Annotated in this window: 18 protein-coding genes and 1 pseudogene; 7 read left to right on the forward strand and 12 right to left on the reverse strand. The window is 47.0% G+C overall.

The genetic code is table 11. The features are described 5' to 3' along the window. The first annotated feature begins 159 nt into the window (after positions 1–159). Together DWZ44_RS06715 and DWZ44_RS19495 are read left to right on the forward strand one after the other, a co-directional pair. Positions 160–1452, forward strand: a complete 1293-nt coding sequence (locus tag DWZ44_RS06715; protein WP_055226223.1) for an L-cysteine desulfidase family protein — start codon at positions 160–162, stop codon at positions 1450–1452. 57 nt (positions 1453–1509) lie between these two features. Next, positions 1510–1629, forward strand: a complete 120-nt coding sequence (locus DWZ44_RS19495; RefSeq protein WP_368250375.1) for a DUF6783 domain-containing protein — start codon at positions 1510–1512, stop codon at positions 1627–1629. A 9-nt stretch (positions 1630–1638) separates the two neighbouring features. On the opposite strand, the gene DWZ44_RS06720 is transcribed toward DWZ44_RS19495, so the two are convergent. From DWZ44_RS06720 to DWZ44_RS06735, 4 genes are all read right to left on the reverse strand, one after another. Then, positions 1639–2568, reverse strand: coding sequence for a nucleoside hydrolase (locus DWZ44_RS06720; RefSeq protein ID WP_070103170.1), 930 nt, complete (start codon positions 2566–2568; stop codon positions 1639–1641). A 122-nt stretch (positions 2569–2690) separates the two neighbouring features. Beyond that, complete coding sequence (locus DWZ44_RS06725) at positions 2691–4391, reverse strand: ABC transporter substrate-binding protein (protein WP_117804462.1); 1701 nt, start codon at positions 4389–4391, stop codon at positions 2691–2693. Between the two features lie 73 nt (positions 4392–4464). After that, positions 4465–5355, reverse strand: a complete 891-nt coding sequence (locus DWZ44_RS06730; protein ID WP_055226220.1) for a carbohydrate ABC transporter permease — start codon at positions 5353–5355, stop codon at positions 4465–4467. 11 nt (positions 5356–5366) lie between these two features. Further along, on the reverse strand, positions 5367–6323 hold the full coding sequence (locus DWZ44_RS06735) for an ABC transporter permease (RefSeq protein ID WP_055226218.1): 957 nt from the start codon (positions 6321–6323) through the stop codon (positions 5367–5369). A 403-nt stretch (positions 6324–6726) separates the two neighbouring features. Here DWZ44_RS06735 and DWZ44_RS06740 point away from each other — a divergent pair, with 403 nt between their 5' ends. Both DWZ44_RS06740 and DWZ44_RS06745 read left to right on the forward strand, forming a co-directional pair. Further along, positions 6727–8394 (forward strand): sensor histidine kinase, encoded by a 1668-nt coding sequence (locus DWZ44_RS06740; RefSeq protein WP_158565836.1) that lies wholly within the window; start codon positions 6727–6729, stop codon positions 8392–8394. Between the two features lie 84 nt (positions 8395–8478). Further along, a complete protein-coding gene (locus DWZ44_RS06745; RefSeq protein ID WP_055226214.1) occupies positions 8479–9237 on the forward strand; it encodes a response regulator transcription factor in 759 nt (252 codons plus the stop codon). A gap of 95 nt (positions 9238–9332) precedes the next feature. Here DWZ44_RS06745 and DWZ44_RS06750 read toward each other — a convergent pair whose 3' ends face one another. From DWZ44_RS06750 to DWZ44_RS06775, 6 genes are all read right to left on the reverse strand, one after another. Beyond that, a complete protein-coding gene (locus DWZ44_RS06750; RefSeq protein ID WP_055267169.1) occupies positions 9333–9959 on the reverse strand; it encodes a GntR family transcriptional regulator in 627 nt (208 codons plus the stop codon). Between the two features lie 214 nt (positions 9960–10173). Then, positions 10174–10605 carry an RrF2 family transcriptional regulator gene (locus DWZ44_RS06755; RefSeq protein WP_055226207.1) on the reverse strand — a complete coding sequence of 144 codons (432 nt, stop codon included), beginning with the start codon at positions 10603–10605 and terminating at the stop codon, positions 10174–10176. Positions 10606–10752: 147 nt separating this feature from the next. After that, entirely contained in the window at positions 10753–11130 is a 378-nt protein-coding gene (locus DWZ44_RS06760) for a hypothetical protein (protein ID WP_330411396.1), read from the reverse strand. Beyond that, positions 11115–11690 (reverse strand): UbiX family flavin prenyltransferase, encoded by a 576-nt coding sequence (locus DWZ44_RS06765; protein WP_117510025.1) that lies wholly within the window; start codon positions 11688–11690, stop codon positions 11115–11117. The genes DWZ44_RS06760 and DWZ44_RS06765 overlap by 16 nt, the downstream gene beginning before the upstream one ends. Positions 11691–11708: 18 nt before the next feature. Then, the gene (locus DWZ44_RS06770) at positions 11709–13109 is read right to left on the reverse strand and encodes a subtype B tannase (protein ID WP_117804464.1); all 1401 of its coding nucleotides are present in this window, start codon (positions 13107–13109) and stop codon (positions 11709–11711) included. 74 nt (positions 13110–13183) lie between these two features. Beyond that, positions 13184–14653, reverse strand: coding sequence for a UbiD family decarboxylase (locus DWZ44_RS06775; protein WP_055226200.1), 1470 nt, complete (start codon positions 14651–14653; stop codon positions 13184–13186). Positions 14654–14882: 229 nt separating this feature from the next. Here DWZ44_RS06775 and DWZ44_RS06780 point away from each other — a divergent pair, with 229 nt between their 5' ends. Together DWZ44_RS06780 and DWZ44_RS19285 are read left to right on the forward strand one after the other, a co-directional pair. Beyond that, entirely contained in the window at positions 14883–15782 is a 900-nt protein-coding gene (locus DWZ44_RS06780) for a LysR family transcriptional regulator (RefSeq protein WP_055226198.1), read from the forward strand. Positions 15783–15883: 101 nt separating this feature from the next. Further along, positions 15884–16138, forward strand: a pseudogene (locus tag DWZ44_RS19285) (beta-galactosidase); the annotation flags it as partial. Between the two features lie 118 nt (positions 16139–16256). On the opposite strand, the gene DWZ44_RS06790 reads toward DWZ44_RS19285, so the two are convergent. Beyond that, the gene (locus DWZ44_RS06790) at positions 16257–17564 is read right to left on the reverse strand and encodes an O-acetylhomoserine aminocarboxypropyltransferase/cysteine synthase family protein (RefSeq protein WP_117510022.1); all 1308 of its coding nucleotides are present in this window, start codon (positions 17562–17564) and stop codon (positions 16257–16259) included. 373 nt (positions 17565–17937) lie between these two features. Between DWZ44_RS06790 and DWZ44_RS19500 the strand changes: the two genes are divergently transcribed. Continuing rightward, positions 17938–18066 (forward strand): DUF6783 domain-containing protein, encoded by a 129-nt coding sequence (locus tag DWZ44_RS19500; RefSeq protein WP_369123068.1) that lies wholly within the window; start codon positions 17938–17940, stop codon positions 18064–18066. 141 nt (positions 18067–18207) lie between these two features. Here the strand turns inward: DWZ44_RS19500 and DWZ44_RS06795 are convergent, their stop codons facing one another. Continuing rightward, positions 18208–19116 (reverse strand): LysR family transcriptional regulator, encoded by a 909-nt coding sequence (locus DWZ44_RS06795; RefSeq protein ID WP_117804465.1) that lies wholly within the window; start codon positions 19114–19116, stop codon positions 18208–18210. Positions 19117–19198: the final 82 nt, after the last annotated feature.

Here is a 19198-nt window from a genome sequence, read left to right on the forward strand (position 1 = left end):
TCATCTTTTCTTTTCTGCGTCAATGCATGATGTTAATTCACAAATTGCAATTCTCTACTTGACATCTGATATTATCAGTGATATATCAATAGTATAATCAGAAAGAAATGCAAGATTTACCAGTTGATAACGCATAAAAAACTATACAGGAGAATTTTCATGGATCAGAAATTATATGACAGTTATGTAAAGATTTTAAAAAACGAGCTTGTTCCGGCGCTTGGCTGTACAGAGCCGATTGCCATTGCATATGCGGCAGCAAAAGCACGCGAAGTACTCGGACAGATGCCGGAATCGATCGAGCTTTGCTGCAGTGGAAACATCATCAAAAACGTAAAGGGTGTTAAAGTTCCAAATTCCAACGGTCTGAAGGGCATTGATGTTGCGGCAACGCTTGGCGTCGTCGGAGGCTGTGCCGAACGTGAACTTGAAGTACTTGAAGATGTGACCGAGGCAGATATTGAAAAGACAAAAGAACTGGTACAGCAGGGATTCTGTACCTGTACTTTAAAAGAAGGCGTAGAGAATCTCTACATTGTTGCAAAAGTCATTGCCGGAGAGCACAGCGCGGAGGTAACGATTGTAAACCGTCATACCCTGATTTCACGCATCGTAAAAGATGGTGAGATACTTTATCAGATTGCGGCTCATGAGGATTCCCCTGAATACGTTGATAAAAGTGTGCTGAACGTCAAGGATATTCTTGAATTTGCCGATACTGTGAAGATCGAAGACATCAAAGAAATTCTTGACCGTCAGATCACCATGAACTCTGCCATTTCCGATGAAGGTCTCCGTCATCCATACGGTGCACAGGTTGGCCGCACGCTGCTGAATGAATACGGCAATGACGTAAAAATCCGCGCCCGCGCCCGTGCAGCGGCAGGCTCCGATGCGCGTATGAGCGGCTGCTCTCTTCCGGTCGTCATCAATTCCGGCAGCGGAAACCAGGGCATGACCGTTTCCCTTCCTGTCATTGAGTTTGCAAAAGAATGGAACGTTTCCCAGGAAAAACTGTACCGCGCACTCGTTGTCAGCAACCTGATTGCGGTTCATCAGAAAAAATATATTGGAAGTCTTTCCGCTTACTGCGGCGCCGTCAGCGCAGGCTGTGGAGCCGGTGCCGCCATTACCTATCTTTCTGGCGGAACTTATGAAGATGTCAGTCTGACGATCGTCAACACCATTGGAAACGTCGGCGGTATTGTCTGCGACGGCGCAAAATCCTCCTGTGCGGCGAAAATTGCATCCGCTGTTGACGCTGCTATTCTCGCCCACTACATGGGCCAGCATCACAGAAGTTTCCAGCCGGGCGAAGGTATCGTGCGGGAAGATGTCGAGGATACGATCAAGAGTATGGGATACATCGGAAGAGTCGGCATGAAAGATACCGATACGGAAATCCTGAATATTATGATCGACCGTGTGGATATTGACGAAGTGTGTAAATAACGAAAGTATTACGATAGACAGCCATCTGGACAAACTTGCACAGATGGCTGTTTTTATATTGCTCTTTCTGTCCATACAAAAACCCGCTGCGACGCCCTCTGTCGAACAAAATTTCCGATAAATTGTGACACACATCTTGTGGAAAGCTTTTTTCAAACAGGCTCTGATTTTGATTAGCAGTCCCTGTCACATCCCATAATTCAATTTCAGTTTCGCAAAAAAGTCTCTCAACGTCAGCTCCGCATTCGGATCATGGTAAACGCGAATTTTGCGGTTCTTTCCGGTGAAGTGATAGCTCATGTCCTCATAGCTGATTTCCGGCGCTTCTACCATTTCATAGAGGTCGGTACGCTGTACCTCTGCCAACAGCAACCCAACTGTCGGAGAATCGCCGAGACCCCAGATTTCGCCGTGCGGCCATTCCTGGAACTGATAGAAGGTGTTGTTAAAGTCTACCATCTGCTGATACAGATAATTTCCAATTTCTCCACATGGCTGAACATTAAGCTGCAGCTCGGCAAGAGAAACTGTTACTTTCTTGTATACGGTAGACGGAACCTGCCATACCTTCATGCCGGATTTCATCACAACGTTTGCAGCTGCGATATCCTGGCGGAGGTTGAACTCTTCTCCCCCTTCCGGATACGGTGCTCCGCCGATCCAGATGGCGGTCATGCGGTCTGCGATTTCCGGTTTCATCAGAAGTGCGGAGGCAACGTCGGTCAGTGCTCCCTGGCAGGCGATGAACAGCGGATGCGGATCATCTTTCATGGCTTCTTCGGCGATCAGCTTTGCGCCATCCGACACGGCCGGAGTCTGCTCGTCCTTCATCGGAAATTCCGATCCTTTGCAGACCGGGCATACGCCCTGCCGATCCATCAGATCCAGCACTTTATTGACCTCGTCCATGCTCGCCTGTGCCGTGTGGCCATCGCCATAATCGCGGGAGAACATGTTGAAGTGACACGGAACGATGCCTTTCAGAATAAACATCGGTGTCATCAGGTGATGTGCCAGTGCGAACTGGTCGTCCGCCTCATTTTTGCAGTCTGTGCTGACAATCATACGCACGCGTTTGTTGTCCGGCACGGAAAATGTGTAATTCATTTTTTTCATAGTAAATCCTTTCTGCTGTAAAAGCCAAAAACATACAAAGCAATCCGCCCGAAGACCGCACAGCTTTACGGTTTCCGGGCGGATTTGCCTTAGATCTAATTATACCTAATGTTGATCTTTCGTTAGTTTGCTTCTTTTGCTGCTGCAATCGTATCAAGGTTAGACTGCGGAGTTTCTGTAGCTCCTCCGTTTTCATCCAGCCATTTATCCAGCTGCTCCTGTTTTGCATCCATAACAGTCTGCAGTCCGGCTGCATACAGCGCATCATTCAGTTTCTGGAGTGTTTCTTCTACACCAGCAACTCCGACAGAGCCTGTCTCAAGTGCTGGACGATACGTATTCAGTGCATTCTGCAGAGCTGTGATCTGTGTAGAGTATTCAGAAGAATCCCACATAAATCCGTATGCCGGTGAATACTGTGCCCAGTCGTTATGGTGCTGCAGTTTATCCCAGTAATTTGCATCCTTGGAACCATCATTCCATACGTATGTGTTAAACTGATTGCCCATAAACCATCCTGTATTCTGATGATATTTAAAGTTAGAAGCATCTTCACCATCTACATAATAAGCAGTACCATCATCCAGAACTTTATAGTTTACATCCTGAATACCATTCTGCCACAGATTCATAACCTCCGGATCTGTATACAGCGCGGAGATAAACTTAAAGGCCATTTCCGGATCCGCACTGTTGGTTGCGATGCCAGTATCATAAAAACTTACGTTTGTAGTTGAATATCCACCTTCTACATCCTGTCCAAAATACATTGCATAGCAGTCTGTTCCTGTAGATGCCTTTGCCTCAACAAGATAGCCCGGCTTAATTGCTGACATATAAGAGAACGTATTTCCAGCCTTCATCATAACTGCAGCTCCCTGTGTATCCGTCAACGCATCCGGATAAATGTATCCTGCATCAAACCATTCCGCCAGCTGGGTTACTGCTTCTTTGTAAGTATCGGTTTCAAACTCGTTCACTACGGTTGTGGAGTCATGATCAGCCTCCCAATCCAGAACACCGAACTGATCCGCTAACTCGTCGAAAAATGCAAGACGTCTCATCGGGCTTGCACTTCCCTGCAGATACAGAGGTGTCATTTCCGGATGTGCTTCTTTTACTTTCTTGAAAATTTCAGTTGCAACAGACCAGTCATACACTTTTCCGGTGTATTCATCCTGATTCAGCTCCAGTCCGTATTCCTCTGCGATACCAAGTTCATCACAGATATCTGCTCTCATAGTCAGACCACCAAGTTCAACCGATTCCTTCTGTGCCGGAAAACCGAACAGAATACCATTCATGGAACCTACCGTTGCATTTGCTTCACCAAGCACATCTTTAATAGCCTGTCCCTCCGGAGTATCCATATACTGGTTCATATCGACAATACCATTCATTGCAATCCAACTGGAAGCATTGCTGTAATAAATTGGCATAACATCCAGCTCATCACCACCGGAAATCATCAGCTGAATCGTCTGCTGATATTCTGCATACTGCAGTGGAAGAAATTCCACTTCAATATGGTATTTCGGAATCATATATTCATTCAATGCATCCTGTACTGCAGTACGTGCTGCGTCATCCTGCTCGTAGAACTCGACGAAGGCAAATACGAGATGATAAGGATTTTCTTCCGTATACTCACCAAGCTCTGTTTTTGTTACGGAAGCATCTGCCTCGCCAGATGCCGATGCTGTTGATGTTGTTCCAGAAGAGCTCTTGGATGAGCCGGAAGTGTCTCCACTGTTTCCGCAGCCGACAAGCAGGCCGCCCACCATTGTCGCTGCCAGAAAAGCAGCAAGCATTTTTCTTTTCATATAAAAATTCCTCCTTAAAATAAGTTTATCACGAAGCAGCCCTTTTCGCTGCTAATGATTCATTCCATCTGTATCAGCCTTTGACTGCACCAAGAGCGATACCTTTTGCATAATATTTCTGGAAAGATGGGAAAATCAGCATAATTGGCAGAATTGCTACAAATGCGATTGCCATCTGGATTCCCGTTGCCGGAATGGTTGATGCAGCTGCTGTCACATTCGAGTTGGAGCTCTGTGTCAGGAACTGAATATTCTGTACCATCTGGTTCAGAAGGTTCTGTACGTTGTACAGACCTGTATTCTTAACGATATAGTACAGACCATTGGTCCAGTCATTCCAGTAAGCAAGGCCTGCAAAGGTGCCCATTGTTACCAAGATCGGTTTTCCAAGCGGAAGTACGATTTTCCAGAAGATGGTAAACTGGCTTGCACCGTCAATCTCTGCCGCCTCGTATAATCCATCCGGAATGCTTGTGGTAAAATAAGTTCGAATCATCATAACATTCCATGCAGAAAGCAGGAAGTTTGGAAGCAGCTGTGCAAAAATCGTATCTTTGATATGGAAGGTACCTGTCCACATAATGTAAGATGGAACGATACCGCCGTTGAACAGCATGGTAAAGAACACGAAGAACATCATCACATTTCTGCCCGGAAGATTTTTTACTGACAAAGGATAGGCCATCAGAGCAGACAGAAGGACATTCAACAGAGTTCCGACTACCGTGACACCAATACTTACTCCATAGGCCTTCAAAATCTGACCTCCGGATTTGATGATGTAGGAATAGGACGCGAGGGAGAACTTCTTCGGAAAGAAGGAGTATCCATTCGCTACCAGTGTGTTTTCATCTGTAATAGAAGACATAAATAACAGAATAAACGGTAAGATAATGGCAAGCGTCCAGATAATCATGACAGCGTTTGCTAAAATCTGATATTTGGAAAATGGTTTTTCTTTCATACGTGATCTCCTTAGAACATTGCGTTTTCTTTGCTGACTTTACGTACGATTCCGTTTGCGGTAAGGACAATGATAAATCCGATGATGGACTGATAGAAGCCGGCTGCTGCAGACATTCCGACATTTCCGGATTTCATCAGGCCGCGGTATACGTAGGTATCAATAACATTGGTTGCCGAGTACAGAAGTCCTGAATCACGTGGTACCTGATAGAACAGACCGAAATCGGAATAGAAGATACGGCCGACACTCATCAATGTCAGGGTGATTACGGTTGGTTTCAGGAATGGAAGCGTAATGTTTTTGATCTGCTGCCATTTGGTTGCGCCATCCAGAGAAGCTGCCTCATACAGAGACGGATCAATGCCATTGATGGTAGATATGTAGATCAGACATCCATATCCTACACCCTTCCAGGTATTTACAAAAATCAGAATGAACGGCCAGTATTTCGGTTCTGCATACCAGTTCACAGCATCTTTTCCAAGTGCACTTAAAATCGAATTGTTTACAATACCTGTACTCTGACTTAAAAATGCATATACAATGTAGCCAAGAATAACAGCCGACATCAGATATGGAAACAAGATTGCACTCTGATAAATTTTCTTTAATTTTTTATTAAACGTATCGCAGATAAAGATTGCAAAAATAATTCCGACTACCGTGTTCAGAACAATAAACGCCAGATTGTAAAGTAACGTATTTCTTGTAATAGTCCATGCATCCGATGATGCAAACAGAAATTCAAAGTTCGCCAGTCCGCAGAACGGGCTCTTCCAGATTCCCAAACGGGCATTGTACTTCTTAAATGCTACGATAATGCCTGCCATCGGAATATAATTGTTAATGAGCAGATAGATCGCGCCTGGAAGGAACATCAGATACAGCGGAAGGTATCGTTTGAATTTTGCTGCTTTGCTGTGGCTGCTCCCGGATGATGCATGGGATTTTTTTAAAGATGCCATGTTTTTCCTCCTCGTTTCCTCTTTGTTTTCTCGTTTTTTTGTCGTTGCAAGTATGTTCGAACAAAATTGCTTTGACTATCAACTGTTGTTATTATATAATTTTAATAAACTTTTTAGCAATTCACATTGCTTAGGTTTTATTGCACTTTTCTTAGAATCTATGTGCAAATTATATATAATTACGGAGGCATCCTTCTTGAATTCATCAAAACATCGTACTTTTTCACTAAACTTCAATTTTTTTGACCACACTATGCACAAACACAAAATATATTCCCTAAAGAAAAAAGCATTTTGGTATTGGATGCGTATTTTAATAATGTTCAGTATTTTATTGCTGTTTTTAATTTTTTATATTTCCAAACAGCTTCAGCATGAAACCTACCAGGGAATTCATCAGACAATGGATCTTTATGTCCAGCAGTTAAATAAGAGTATGGAAACTGCTGAAAACTGTCTCTGGGAATTCGCTAATAACAATACTGATGTTGTCGATACGATCACTTCCAAAAACAACCCAAACGCAGTGATTTCCCAGATTAAAGCCTCCAGGCTTTTGGATAATACTTTAAGTTACATGACAGACATTGACGGTATGTTTGTTTATGGAAAAGCAAACGACCATTTTGTCTGCCGCTATAAAAATGGGGGCTCCAATGACTGTAGTTCCTACATGAAAAAGCTTTTACGTCAGTCGGGAGAGGACGCCTCCGCTCTCAACTTCAAGAGTTGGTATTATATAGAGCTGGAACGCCATACCTATCTGATCCGAATTATCAATGATCTCCATGGCTATCTTGGTGCCTGGATCCGTCTGGATGAACTGAATACTCCATTTGATGATTCAAATACCATTTTTCTGTTTGCTGATGAAAATGGTATTCCATACGACAACGAAAGCTGGTCCGATTTTAAACTGTCTACCGACTTTTCTACCCAGAAATCTCATCGGATCCGCGGAAAGGACGGTATACAATATTTACAGGTCGCTGAAAAGCTTCCTTCTTCTACCTGCTCCTTAAATGCACTCATCCCCTCCGAAGAAGTCAACACTCCTATTTACAATATGCTCAAGCTTCTGCTCGGGGGTGCTCTGCTGATTTTCGTGGTTTCTCTTTTATGGACCGTTTCCTATGAACACCTGATTTCAAAGCCTCTTGATCTGATCCGGAAAATGGCATCACAGGTCAAAGAGGAACAACAGGTGCCGCACCCGGATCTTTCCAATGAGCGGTGTGAGGAGGTTCTGGAAATCGGTGAAACACTGAATAAGCTGATGAATCGAATTGAGAAGTTAAAAATCAATGTTTATGAGGATAAATTAAATCTGAAGGCACTGGAGATTCAGTATCTGAAATCCCAGGTAGCGCCGCACTCTCTGATCAACTGTCTCTCCGCAATCGCATCAATGCCATTCACGGAAGAAGGAAGGCGGCTCACAAATGAATTCGTCCGCACACTTTCGAATCATTTGCGGTACACCCTGCAGGATAAGACAGCCGTTCCTTTGAAAGAAGAACTGAAATACGTAGAAAATTTTCTGGAGATGACAGAACTGCGGTTTCCAGGCTGTCTGAACTGGGAAATCCATGTGGATGAGAAATGCAGGAATGCTTCTGTTTTTCCGATCATTCTGCTGATGTTTACAGAAAATACCATCAAGCACAACATGATCATGGGCGAAGAGCTCCGTGTCCGTATCACCGGCAGCCTTGTGGAGCGCAATGGTGAAAAATATGTGGTTCTCACTCATCTCGACTCCGGCAGTGGTTATTTTGAAGAGGATCTGGAATACCTGAACCGGCCAGTTTCCCAGCAGGTTCATGACTTTGATGGAAAAAAAATCGGAACCTACAATCTGCTCAAACGGCTTTATCTTGTTTATGGAGAAAAAGCCCATGCGCATTTTTCCAACGAACCCGGATGGGGTGCAAGATCAGAGGTTACGATTCCATACATTCCATACCGGGAGGATGGCAATCCGCCGGAAAGCAAAATTGAAACATCGGAACCTCTTTTTTCACATGCTTCCGACACACCTCAGGTCCCCTGCAAAAGAAACGAGAGCTAAAGCTTGTTTGAAAAAGGCTTTCGGCTTGCTTTTTGTAACGATTCAAATCCATGCGAAACGGAAGAAAGGAACAGGGCTTTTACAATGAACATTTTAGTAGTGGATGATGAATATTATATTGTGAAAAACATTATCGAAACGACAGACTGGTCGGCGCTCGGGATTGAGCAGGCGTTTCCTGCCTACAGTGCCAGCCAGGCAAAACGAATTTTTGAGGGTTCCCAGGATATTGATATTCTTTTGACTGACATCGAAATGCCGCGCGAAACCGGTCTGCAGTTAGTGGAATGGCTGCATGAGAACAATTTTCATCCCATCGTACTCGTTCTGACCGGCCATCAGCGATTTGATTATGCGCAGGAAGCGCTGAATTTACATATTTTCTCCTACCTGTTAAAACCAATCGACCCGGATCAGCTTATGGAAAAGCTGGCGGCGGCTGTGCAGGAGGTGAAAAAAAATGCATGGTATGAGAAAGAGCGGCTGAATATGGAAGAGCACCTCTCCACCGATGCCTCGGACCCGATCAGCGTCATCAAGGACTATATCCGTTCGCATCTTTCCGATCCTGAACTGGGCCGCACCTCCATCGCCGAGAAAATCCACATGAACCCGGACTACCTGTCCCACATTTTCAGTACGAAAACAGGAGCGTCGCTCAGTAGCTACATCATGGACGAACGTATGACAACCGCAAAACGTCTGCTTGCCACCACCAGCTTCTCCCCCCAGCAAATCTGTGACCAGATCGGAATCGCAAACGTTTCCTACTTTTACCGGCAGTTCAAGAAAAGCAGTGGAGTGACACCGCAGCAGTATCGGGAGAAGCATTTTCATGGATAATCACGAGCCCTGGAGCGTGCCTGGAAAAGGTCTCCAGCGCACAAAAAAACAGAGTGTATTGGAATTCTTCGTTTCCATACACTCTGTCTCATTTCTTACCCACAAAAATCCGCCAGATCCTCTTTCAGATAGTTCTGCGTCTTCTCCAGATCTTTCTCCCGGATACTCTGCATAATATCGTTATGATGCGCAATGTCCAGTGCCGGGTTTACGTTGGACCAGGTCTGCCAGTAAAACTGGGCGTAAGCGCGTTTTAAGACGTTCATGGTGCGTTCAAGCTCCTGATATGCGTAAGCGTTGCCGGAGAAGGAAATCAGCTTCAGATGGAATGCTGTATTTGCCTCCCAGTGATCCCAGACGCTGTCGGTGCTCTGCTTGCATCTCTCATCAATCTCGGCAAGCTCCGCCAGATTTTCTTCGGTGATATGTCCGATCGACTGACGAAGATATCCGCCCTCGAGAACAAGGCGGAAATCCAGAATATTCTGTGCCTCTTCGCGGGACACGCTGACAACCTGGTAGCCGAAGCGCGGGAAGCTGTGGAGAATTCCCTCGTTGCAGAGCGTCACCAGTGCTTCACGGATTGGCGTCTTGCTGCAGCCGAATTTCTGTACCAGCTCCTGCTCGTTGATAATTTGATTGGGTTTATATTCATCGGTAAAAATGCCGTTCAAAATGGCCTGATATACCATATTTTTAAGGCTTTCCTGTTGTTTTTTCATAAGGGGAAACTCCTTATCTTTTATTTTCTTCACTTTTGCGCATCCTGATTTTTTTCTTCTCCAAATGCGCCCTGTTTTTTATCTTAACAAATTTTTTTTTGCTTGTAAATGCCGTGCTCCCAGATTTTTACCGGTAAAAAAGAGGAAAATGATGTTTTCACCATTTTCCCTCTTCTGTTCCCTCATTGGACGTTATCGCTTATTCTGTCTGCCGTCAGATCACATACTCATTCGACTTCTGCATCTGCCATTCCACCAGATCTGCCAGCGTAATATTGTCCACCACACTGTTGATGGCATCGTTCAGTTTTTTCCAGAGCATCACCGTAACGCACTGATCTTCCCTGCCGCAGTCGGCGCCGTCTTCTACACAGTCCACCGGCGCAAGGCTACCCTCGGTCAGACGCAGGATCATTCCCACGGTATATTCTTCCGGCTTTCGTTTCAGGGAATAACCGCCCGCCGGGCCGCGCACACTTTTTACGAAACCAGCTTTATTCAAAATCGAGATGATCTGTTCCAGATATTTTTCCGAAATCTCCTGCCGCTTTGCCACATCTTTCAAACGCACCGGTTCGCCGGTATTGTTGAGTGCCAGATCCAGCATCAGACGAAGCGCATACCGTCCTCTTGTCGAAACTTTCATTTTATTTCCTCCGAATATATGTCATGATAAAAATACTTTCTTTTATTTTATCCCATATTCTCTACATATTCAATAGGAAATATAACACAAAACCAAAGCATGTCCGAAAAATGCAATGACTTTTTATCCGCTTTCCATGCTTACTTATCATCTCAAATCCTGCGCAATCTCTTCTCCCATCTTCTCTACCGCATCCACAATCTCCCGGATCTGCTCTCCGGTAATTTCATCGATATGCACGCCACCGGTGCAGACGGTCACGGTACGGCAGGCACAACAGATTTTTTCCGCCAGCATCCGGCACAGTACCTCATCTTTATGTCCGGTGCGGTTCCACACCGAGGAAGTCGCACTCCAGCTCCCGTCTCCGGTCAGCGATTCCCGTGGTACGGCCTGCACTACACAGCCGATATGCGGCTTTTCTCCTCCGGCGAGACAGATCTGAAAGTCCTCACCAATCTTCATTACCGTCACTTCCATCATGCATCCTGCGGCTGTTGCCTTTTTCGTCAGCATCCCTTCCATCTCCGATACTCCTTCACTTCCACGCCGAACGGCGACAGCAGCTTCGCCGCCAGATGCGTCACCATATCGTCAATCGACTCCGGTTTCTGATAAAACGTCATCATTGGCGGAACAATCCACACATTTGACATGCGTGACAGCTCGTACAGATTCCGCAGATGAATCTCACTCATCGGTGTCTCCCGCGCTGCCAGCACGAGCGGACGTTTTTCTTTGATGGTCACATCCGCCGCGCGCAGCAGCAGATTGTCGGTGTATCCGCTTACAATACCGGCCGCCGTTTTCATGCTGCACGGCACAATCACCATGCCTTCCGTCCGGTACGACCCGCTCGCCGGGCCTGCACCGATGTTGTCCTGCTCGAGTACTTCATCTGCCAGCGCTTCCACCTGCGAAACACTCCAGTCTGTCTCCTGTTCCAGCGTCAGCTTTGCACTGCGGCTCATCACCAGAAGGGAACGGTATTCCTCACTATCCCGCAGAATTTCAAGGCACTTCATCAGCAGCGGCATTCCACTCGCCCCGGAAGCGCCAACTACAATCCGTTTTTCCACAGCCATCCGTCTCGTTCCTTCCTTTTATCCACAGATTCCGTCAATCCATGCGAATAACTCGTCGAGATCGTAGTCGCCCGCATGCGGTGTATTCCATGGGGAATGGTAATCCACCTCACAGCCTGCCTCACGAAGTTTTAATACCAGCATCGCCGAGATCACCAGAGAGGTGTCGCGGTCGCACTCGCCGTGGCGGATGCGGAAATGCTGTGCTTTTTCTGCTTTTTCGTCCATAATGTATTCCATTGGATTCATCATTTTCACAACTTCTGCTTCCGCACACGCGCCCTGTGCTTTCGTGTGTGCTGTGCTGTATTCCGTGAAGTGACGGCAGTTTGTCGTCTCGTTTCCAAACAGATCATTCTCCGGGCTTTCCAGATCCAGCGCATCAAAAGCAGGTGCCGTTTTCATCCGGGTGATGTCTTTGACATAAGCGGTAAAATCCATGCCCTGCACTTTGCCGTTCTCGACGATCAGCCATGGTTTATCTGATAAATCCACACCCTGGTCAGACGCTCTCTGCGCAGATTCCATCACAACGCGTTTTACATATTCCTTCAGGGATCCTTCTCCGTCTGCATCAAGTGTCAGTGGATCTCCGTTTTCATCCTTCAATCCAAGGCTGTTTACATATGCCGGAAACATTGCTTTTTCCTCTGCCGAAACAAGGATCTGTTCTTTCGTCATCTCGCCATCCACCGGTGTGAAAACCGGGCGGCCGCCCTCATCCATTTTCATGTTGGCACGGTGAAAATCATTTACTCCGCAAAATTCCCATTCATACGCCATGTCTGCGTGTTCAAGGTTTGTGATTGGGCAGTAGCAGGAAGCCGCAAACACGTTATCTCCGGCATCCGCCGCGCCAAGTGCCTGCAGATACGGCTCATAGTCCGGGTGATTTCCCGTGCTTCCCATCAGGGATGACAGCGCACCTCCGGCACTCGTTCCATTGGTGATAATTTTGCTCGCATCGCCAGGCAGCTCATCCGCGAAAAAGTGGAGATATCGCACGGCTGCTTTATAATCAACCACGCAGGATGGTGCTTTTCCGTTGTACCGGCCATCTGCCCCCTTCTGCACTCTGCCGCGGATTGCCGGGAATGCCACAACATAGCCGTGCTGCAGTGCACGAAAAATCGTGTTGGGTCTGCCCTGTAAAAATGGATTCGTTCCAGGCTCATCCGCCGGACCCGGCATGTAGCCGCCGACCGTATTCGGCATGAAAACCGGCGCGCTCCCTAAATCATAGCCATGCAGGGATGCTCCCTCATAATAGCATTCCGGCACAAAAAGATTCATCTTCTGAAACTCTTCATTAACCGGTTTTTCCACATAAATCAGGTCGCGGAACGCCCGAAACCGGATCGTCTCGCCACACAGTGTTACTTCTTCTATTGTATAATCGTTTTTCTCAAATTTCAGCATACCAGGCTACTCTCCTTTTTTGACAAAATATACTTTTTAGAACACAATATAACATTTTTTTGCAAAACATGCTTTTATTCCTCGTCCAGCCAGTGTTTCGGATCAACTTCCAGAAACCTCGCCCGCACAAATCTTTTCTTCTGATCATACGGCACGGTACAGTCAAAAATTGTCTTGCATGCAATTCCGTGATCGCGGATCGATGGCGAACACGTCGGATCGTTTGACGGATCGAGCGGATGACACCGGACACCTGGGATCGTGATGATATCCGCATCGCCCTGGAATCGTGTGTTCATTGCCCAAAGGACATCGTTCATATCGAAGCAGTCCACGTCCTCATCCACGAGAAATACATGTTTCAGTTCACTGAATGCAGAAAAAGCCAGCAGCGCCGCCTGACGCTGTCTTCCCTCATCACTTGGACCAAGCTTTTTAAATTGAAGAACAGCCATATATTTTCCGCCGCCCGCAGAACCACAGTACACATTCCGGAGTCGTCCCGGCATTGCTTTTTCTACCATGCCATAGATACTCGCTTCCGTCGGAATGCCCGCCATGGAAACATGTTCCTCGCTTGGTCCGATGCAGGTCTGCATGATCGGATTTCGCCGGTGTGTTACCGCTTTTACTTTAATCAGGCGGCACTGATCGCTCGCCGGACCGGTATAACCCGGAAATTCCGGCATGGCGTAACCGGTGTGGCTGTTCTGATCTTCCTGCACACGCACGCCCGGGATAACCTCGCCCTCGATCACATACTCTGCATTCGCAATTGCCATCTCATTTACCGAAACGCAATGGCACAGTTCCACCGGCTCTTTCCGCAGCGCACCTGCAACCGAAAGCTCATCGTAACCAAGCGGTGTTGTCGGCGGCTCAAAGCAGGAACCGATCTCAATCGCAGGATCGACGCCGATGCTGATGGAAATCGGCAGTTTCTGGCCAAGCTCCTCCGCACGGTCTGCCATCGCGCCGATATGGCGTGCACCCGGCGTGAAGAAAATCGAAAGTTCGTCTTTTCCCTGAATACAGAGACGGTGAATCGTCACATCGTGCAGCCCGGTATCCGGGTGAGAAGCGTAACACATGCCAAGCGTGATGTACGGGCCTGCGTCATCCGGCGTGTTGGTCGGTGCCGGGACGAGGCGGTTCAGATCAAAATCGGGATCCGTCGCCAGATGCACAACCTCCTGACACGGCGGCGCACCCTGAAATTCCACCGGTGCAACCGGCTTTTCCACGCTGTGATACAGCATTTTCCCAAGATTCTCCGGCTCACAGTCCAGAAGTGCAGCCACACGCTTCCGGCTCGCCAGGACACCGATCGCAACACTTGCGTCCGGGTGGCCTTTGATATTGCGGAAAATCATTGCCGGTCCTTCTTTCGTCGGACGTTTTACCGTTCCGCCCGCGCCGACATAGCGGTAAACTCCGGCAAGCTCCGCCATCGGATCAACTGCAACATCCGTCTCGGCAAGCTGTCCCGGCATATTTTTCAATCGTTCCAGCGCACTGCGCAGATCTCTTACTTTTTCAGCCATAATCATTCTCCTTATTCCCCAAATCAAAACTATCTCATAGAATGTTCTTTTTTGTACTCCATTCAGCCAGCAAATCCATCGGATCCTCTCCATCCACTTTCCCTGCTGCATGTTTTATCCTTTTTTATTTTAAAAAGAAACCTTTGTGGAATCAATTCGATCTGTGGTACAATTGTTTCCAGAATGGAATGAATGAAATGGAATGATTTTCAAAAGGAGGTTCTCTCTTATGACCATGGAACAGATCGACTTTTTTCTGATGACCGTCCGATGCGACACTTTTTTAGAAGCTGCAGAAAATCTTCATATCGCACAGTCCACGCTCTCGAAGCAGATCCAGAAGCTGGAATCCGAACTGAATCTCACCCTCTTCGACCGCACCCGCCGCCAGGCGGTTCTGACTCCGGCAGGCAAGCTGTTCTGCCAGGAAGCCTCAGAGCTCTCCCGCCAGTATCATCAGATGCTGCAGAAAATGCGCCACTTTAAAGAGTCGGAACGCCAGCCGCTCCGCGTCGGCTCTCTTCCGTTTCTGACGCAGTATCATCTCACCTCCCGCATCCGCGCTTTCGCACATACGCATCCGGAGGTTGAACTGATGCTGGAAGAGTGTGAAGAAAACGAGCTGATGGACGGTCTGCAGTCCGGTCGTTTTGATCTTGTCATTGCACGGGATTCCATGATTTCACCGCAGAAATATCACTTTGTACCTCTCGCAAAGGATCGTCTCTGTGTGATGCTCCCCATCGATCATCCGCTTGCAGAAAAATCTTCCCTGACAATCGCTGACATTGCCAGAGAACCTCTGATTCTTATGCATCCCTATACCTCGATTTATCAGCTCTGTATGCAACTATTTGAAAAGGCAGACCAAAAGCCGCACATCCTGCGCACTGCCCGCCTGGAATCCATGATAAGCTCCGTGGAAGTCGGCGAAGCCTTAAGCCTGTTTGCCGGGAGTAACTTTGCATTGTTCCACCACCCAAACGTCACCGCCGTTCCTCTGCGCGACGCACCGCCTCTTGTGATCGGTGCCGCGTATCCGCTCAAAATGAAAGCATCAAAAAAGCCGGGAAATATCTCTGCACAGACGCTGAAATCATTTGTCTTTTTTATTCAAAATCCCGTATAAAAACACGCTTCTGGTGCTTTCAAACATGCCAGCGGCGTAACGCTGACGCAGCATGAGACAGACCTATGGTTAATAGCAGGCAAAAACAAAAATAGCTGGTAAAATGTCTGACGATCGCCGGAACCGATATTTACCATCCGATCCAGGACGATCTGACCGGTGCGGAAATCGCTTTTGGCGGTGATATGATTCGTTCTCTGAAAAACGACAACTATCTTGTTATGGAAACCGAGGCACAGGAATTTCCAGGATGGATGCCATACAAGGGCCAGCTCCGCCAGCAGGCTTACAGCCATCTTGCCTCCGGTGCAAACAGCGTCATGTACTGGCACTGGCATTCGATTCATAATACGCTCTGGCATCATAATTTCCCATGCGGTTTATCTAAGCCCAAAAAAGAAGCATGTTTGTTTTTTCAAACACGCTTCTTTTTTTTGTATGCTTTTTTATATTCTCTTTTACTTTGTATCCTTTTTACTGAACTGCCTCAAATGCCTCATCCAGATCCTCGATGATATCGTCGATGTTCTCGGTACCGATGGAAAGACGGATGGTGTTTGGTTTGATTCCCTGATCCAGCAGTTCTTCCTCGGTGCACTGGCTGTGTGTAGTGGTTGCCGGATGGATCACCAGAGATTTTACATCGGCAACGTTAGCCAGCAGGGAGAACAGCTCCAGATTGTCGATGAAATCTTTTGCTTTCTGTGCATCACCTTTGATTTCGAAGGTGAAGATGGAACCGCCGCCGTTCGGGAAGTATTTTGCGTACAGTGCCTGCTGCTCCGGATCATCGGATACAGACGGATGATGTACTTTTTCTACCTGTGGCTGGCTCTCCAGATATTTTACAACCTTCAGCGCGTTCTCTACATGACGCTCTACACGGAGAGACAGTGTCTCAAGTCCCTGCAGAAGCAGGAAGGAATTGAACGGAGAAAGAGTTGCTCCTGTATCACGAAGAAGGATCGCACGTACTTTTGTAACGAATGCAGCAGGTCCAACTGCTTTTGTAAAGCTGATGCCGTGGTAGCTCGGGTTTGGCTCGGTCAGGGATGCGAATTTGCCGGATCCCTCCCAGTCGAATTTACCGCTGTCTACGATCACACCGCCAAGGGTAGTTCCGTGACCGCCGATAAATTTGGTTGCGGAATGTACAACGATATCTGCGCCGTACTCGATCGGGCGAACCAGATACGGAGTTGCGAAGGTGTTGTCTACAACCAGCGGGATTTTATTCTCATGTGCGATTTTTGCGAGTGCTTCGATATCTACCACATCGGAGTTCGGGTTTCCAAGCGTCTCGATGTAGATTGCTTTTGTGTTCTCCTGAACGGCTGCGCGAACCTCATCCAGATCGAATACATCAACAAATGTGGTGCTGATGCCGTACTGTGGAAGGGTGTGTGCCAGAAGGTTGTAGGAACCACCGTAAATGTTCTTTGCAGATACGATATGGTCGCCTTTCTGTGCCAGGTTGATGATGGTGTAGTTGATAGCTGCTGCTCCGGAAGCTACTGCAAGTGCCGCAACGCCGCCCTCCAGTGCTGCCATTCTCTGCTCGAAAACGTCCTCGGTCGGGTTGGTCAGACGGCCGTAGATGTTTCCTGCATCCTGGAGTCCGAATCTTGCTGCTGCGTGATCGGAGTTGTTGAATACGAAAGAAGAGGTCTGATAGATCGGCACTGCTCTTGCTCCGGTTGCCGGATCCGGATTTTCCTGTCCTACGTGAAGCTGTAAGGTTTCAAATTTAAGATTTCTTTCTGCTCTTGTTTTTTTGCTCATGATTGTATTCTCCTGTTCTGTTTTTCGTTTTTCTATTTCTTTTCATGTTCGATTTTCTATTATTTATCGGAACCGGTTGCCATCTTGTTTTGTCCATGCTGCAATGCGGCTCCGTTTTCTTTCGGTTTTATCTGCTTACACTGCAACACATGACATCATAGATCACAATTCGATTCTCTGCGAAAACTGCTCTCATTCACTTCGCTTCCTCTCGTTTTGGTGATATTTCCTATCTGTTTACAAGGATTATTATAGCGACAGTCTTCTGCTTTGTCCAATATAGAAAATTGATGGCTGGTTATAGGGTTTTCCTATAGCTATTCTTTATCGCCAATATTTTTTCTTCTGAAATTTCTATATCCAATCATGCTGCATAAAACAAGATAACAAATGCAATTCATCTCCCACAAGATGGGACTCGCAGCTTGCGAAAAGCCTTTTTCAAACACACTCCAGAGAGTCAAAGCGGATATTCGCAATCCGCTTCGCTACTTGCTCATAACCGAATAGCTGCTTCGCAGCTTATCAGGAGTGGCTTGTACCACTCCTGATACAAGCAAGTCCCCACCCACTGCTTATTGCTTTTCGCAATGGAAGCAGGGGACTTACTTGATTCGGTTAAAGTCTTCTTGTTTCTCCTTTTTTACAGCACAAGCTCCTTATATTTCCGAATTTCTTCCAAATACTGCTGTCCCAGTGCGCTGATCGACATACCCTTCCTAGAAATATAACCGATCATCATGTTTTCCTCCGCGTGAAGCGGCACAGCGCGGTAGTCACTGCCGTTTAATTCCTCACAGATAATGCCGGAGCAAAGCGTATAACCATTCAGTCCGACCATCAGATTCAGCATGGTCGCACGGTCATTTGCCTTAATGATTCTCTTATATTCATACGTCGAAAGCACTTCCTCTGCCAGGAAGAACGAATTGTTGCTTCCCTGATCAAATGACAGGCATGGATATTCCTTCAGCTCCTCCATGGTGATCTCCGCCTGATCCGCAAGCGGATGATCTTTCCATAGATAGACGTACGTTCCGCAGGAAAACAGGTCGTGAAACTCGAGGTTATTATCCTTCAGCAGCTTGTTCAGCACCTTCGCATTAAAGTCATTCCGATACAAAATCCCAAGCTCACTCTTGAAGTTTTTTACATCCATCAGCACATCGTACGTTCTCGTCTCATAAACCGCAAACTCATACTCATCCATACCAAACTGCTTCACCAGCTCCACAAACGCCTTTACGGCAAAACTGTAATGCTGCATCGACACGCTGAATTTTTTCTTTCCCTTGGTGCGATAAATATAGCGGTTCTCGAGAAGCTGATACTGGTCTGTGACCTGACGTGCGTAACCCAGAAACTCCTCGCCCTCCGGGGTCAGTACTGTTCCGTGGCTGCTGCGCTTGAACAGCTCAATTCCAATCTCTTTTTCCAGCTCCTTGATTGCTCCGGAGAGACTCGGCTGTGAAATATAGAGTGCCTTTGCCGCCTCATTCATGGATCTGGAATCTGCGGCCCGAATTACGTAGCGAAGCTGTTGTAATGTCATAAGTAAAGTTCCCTTTCTGGTATAAATTAATATGCGAAACTGCCATTCGCGGTGGAGAGAAAATGCCGCGGATGGCAGTGTT

The sequence above is a fragment of the Blautia sp. AF32-4BH genome (assembly GCF_003460565.1).
Classification (GTDB): Bacteria; Bacillota; Clostridia; order Lachnospirales; family Lachnospiraceae; genus Fusicatenibacter; species Fusicatenibacter saccharivorans.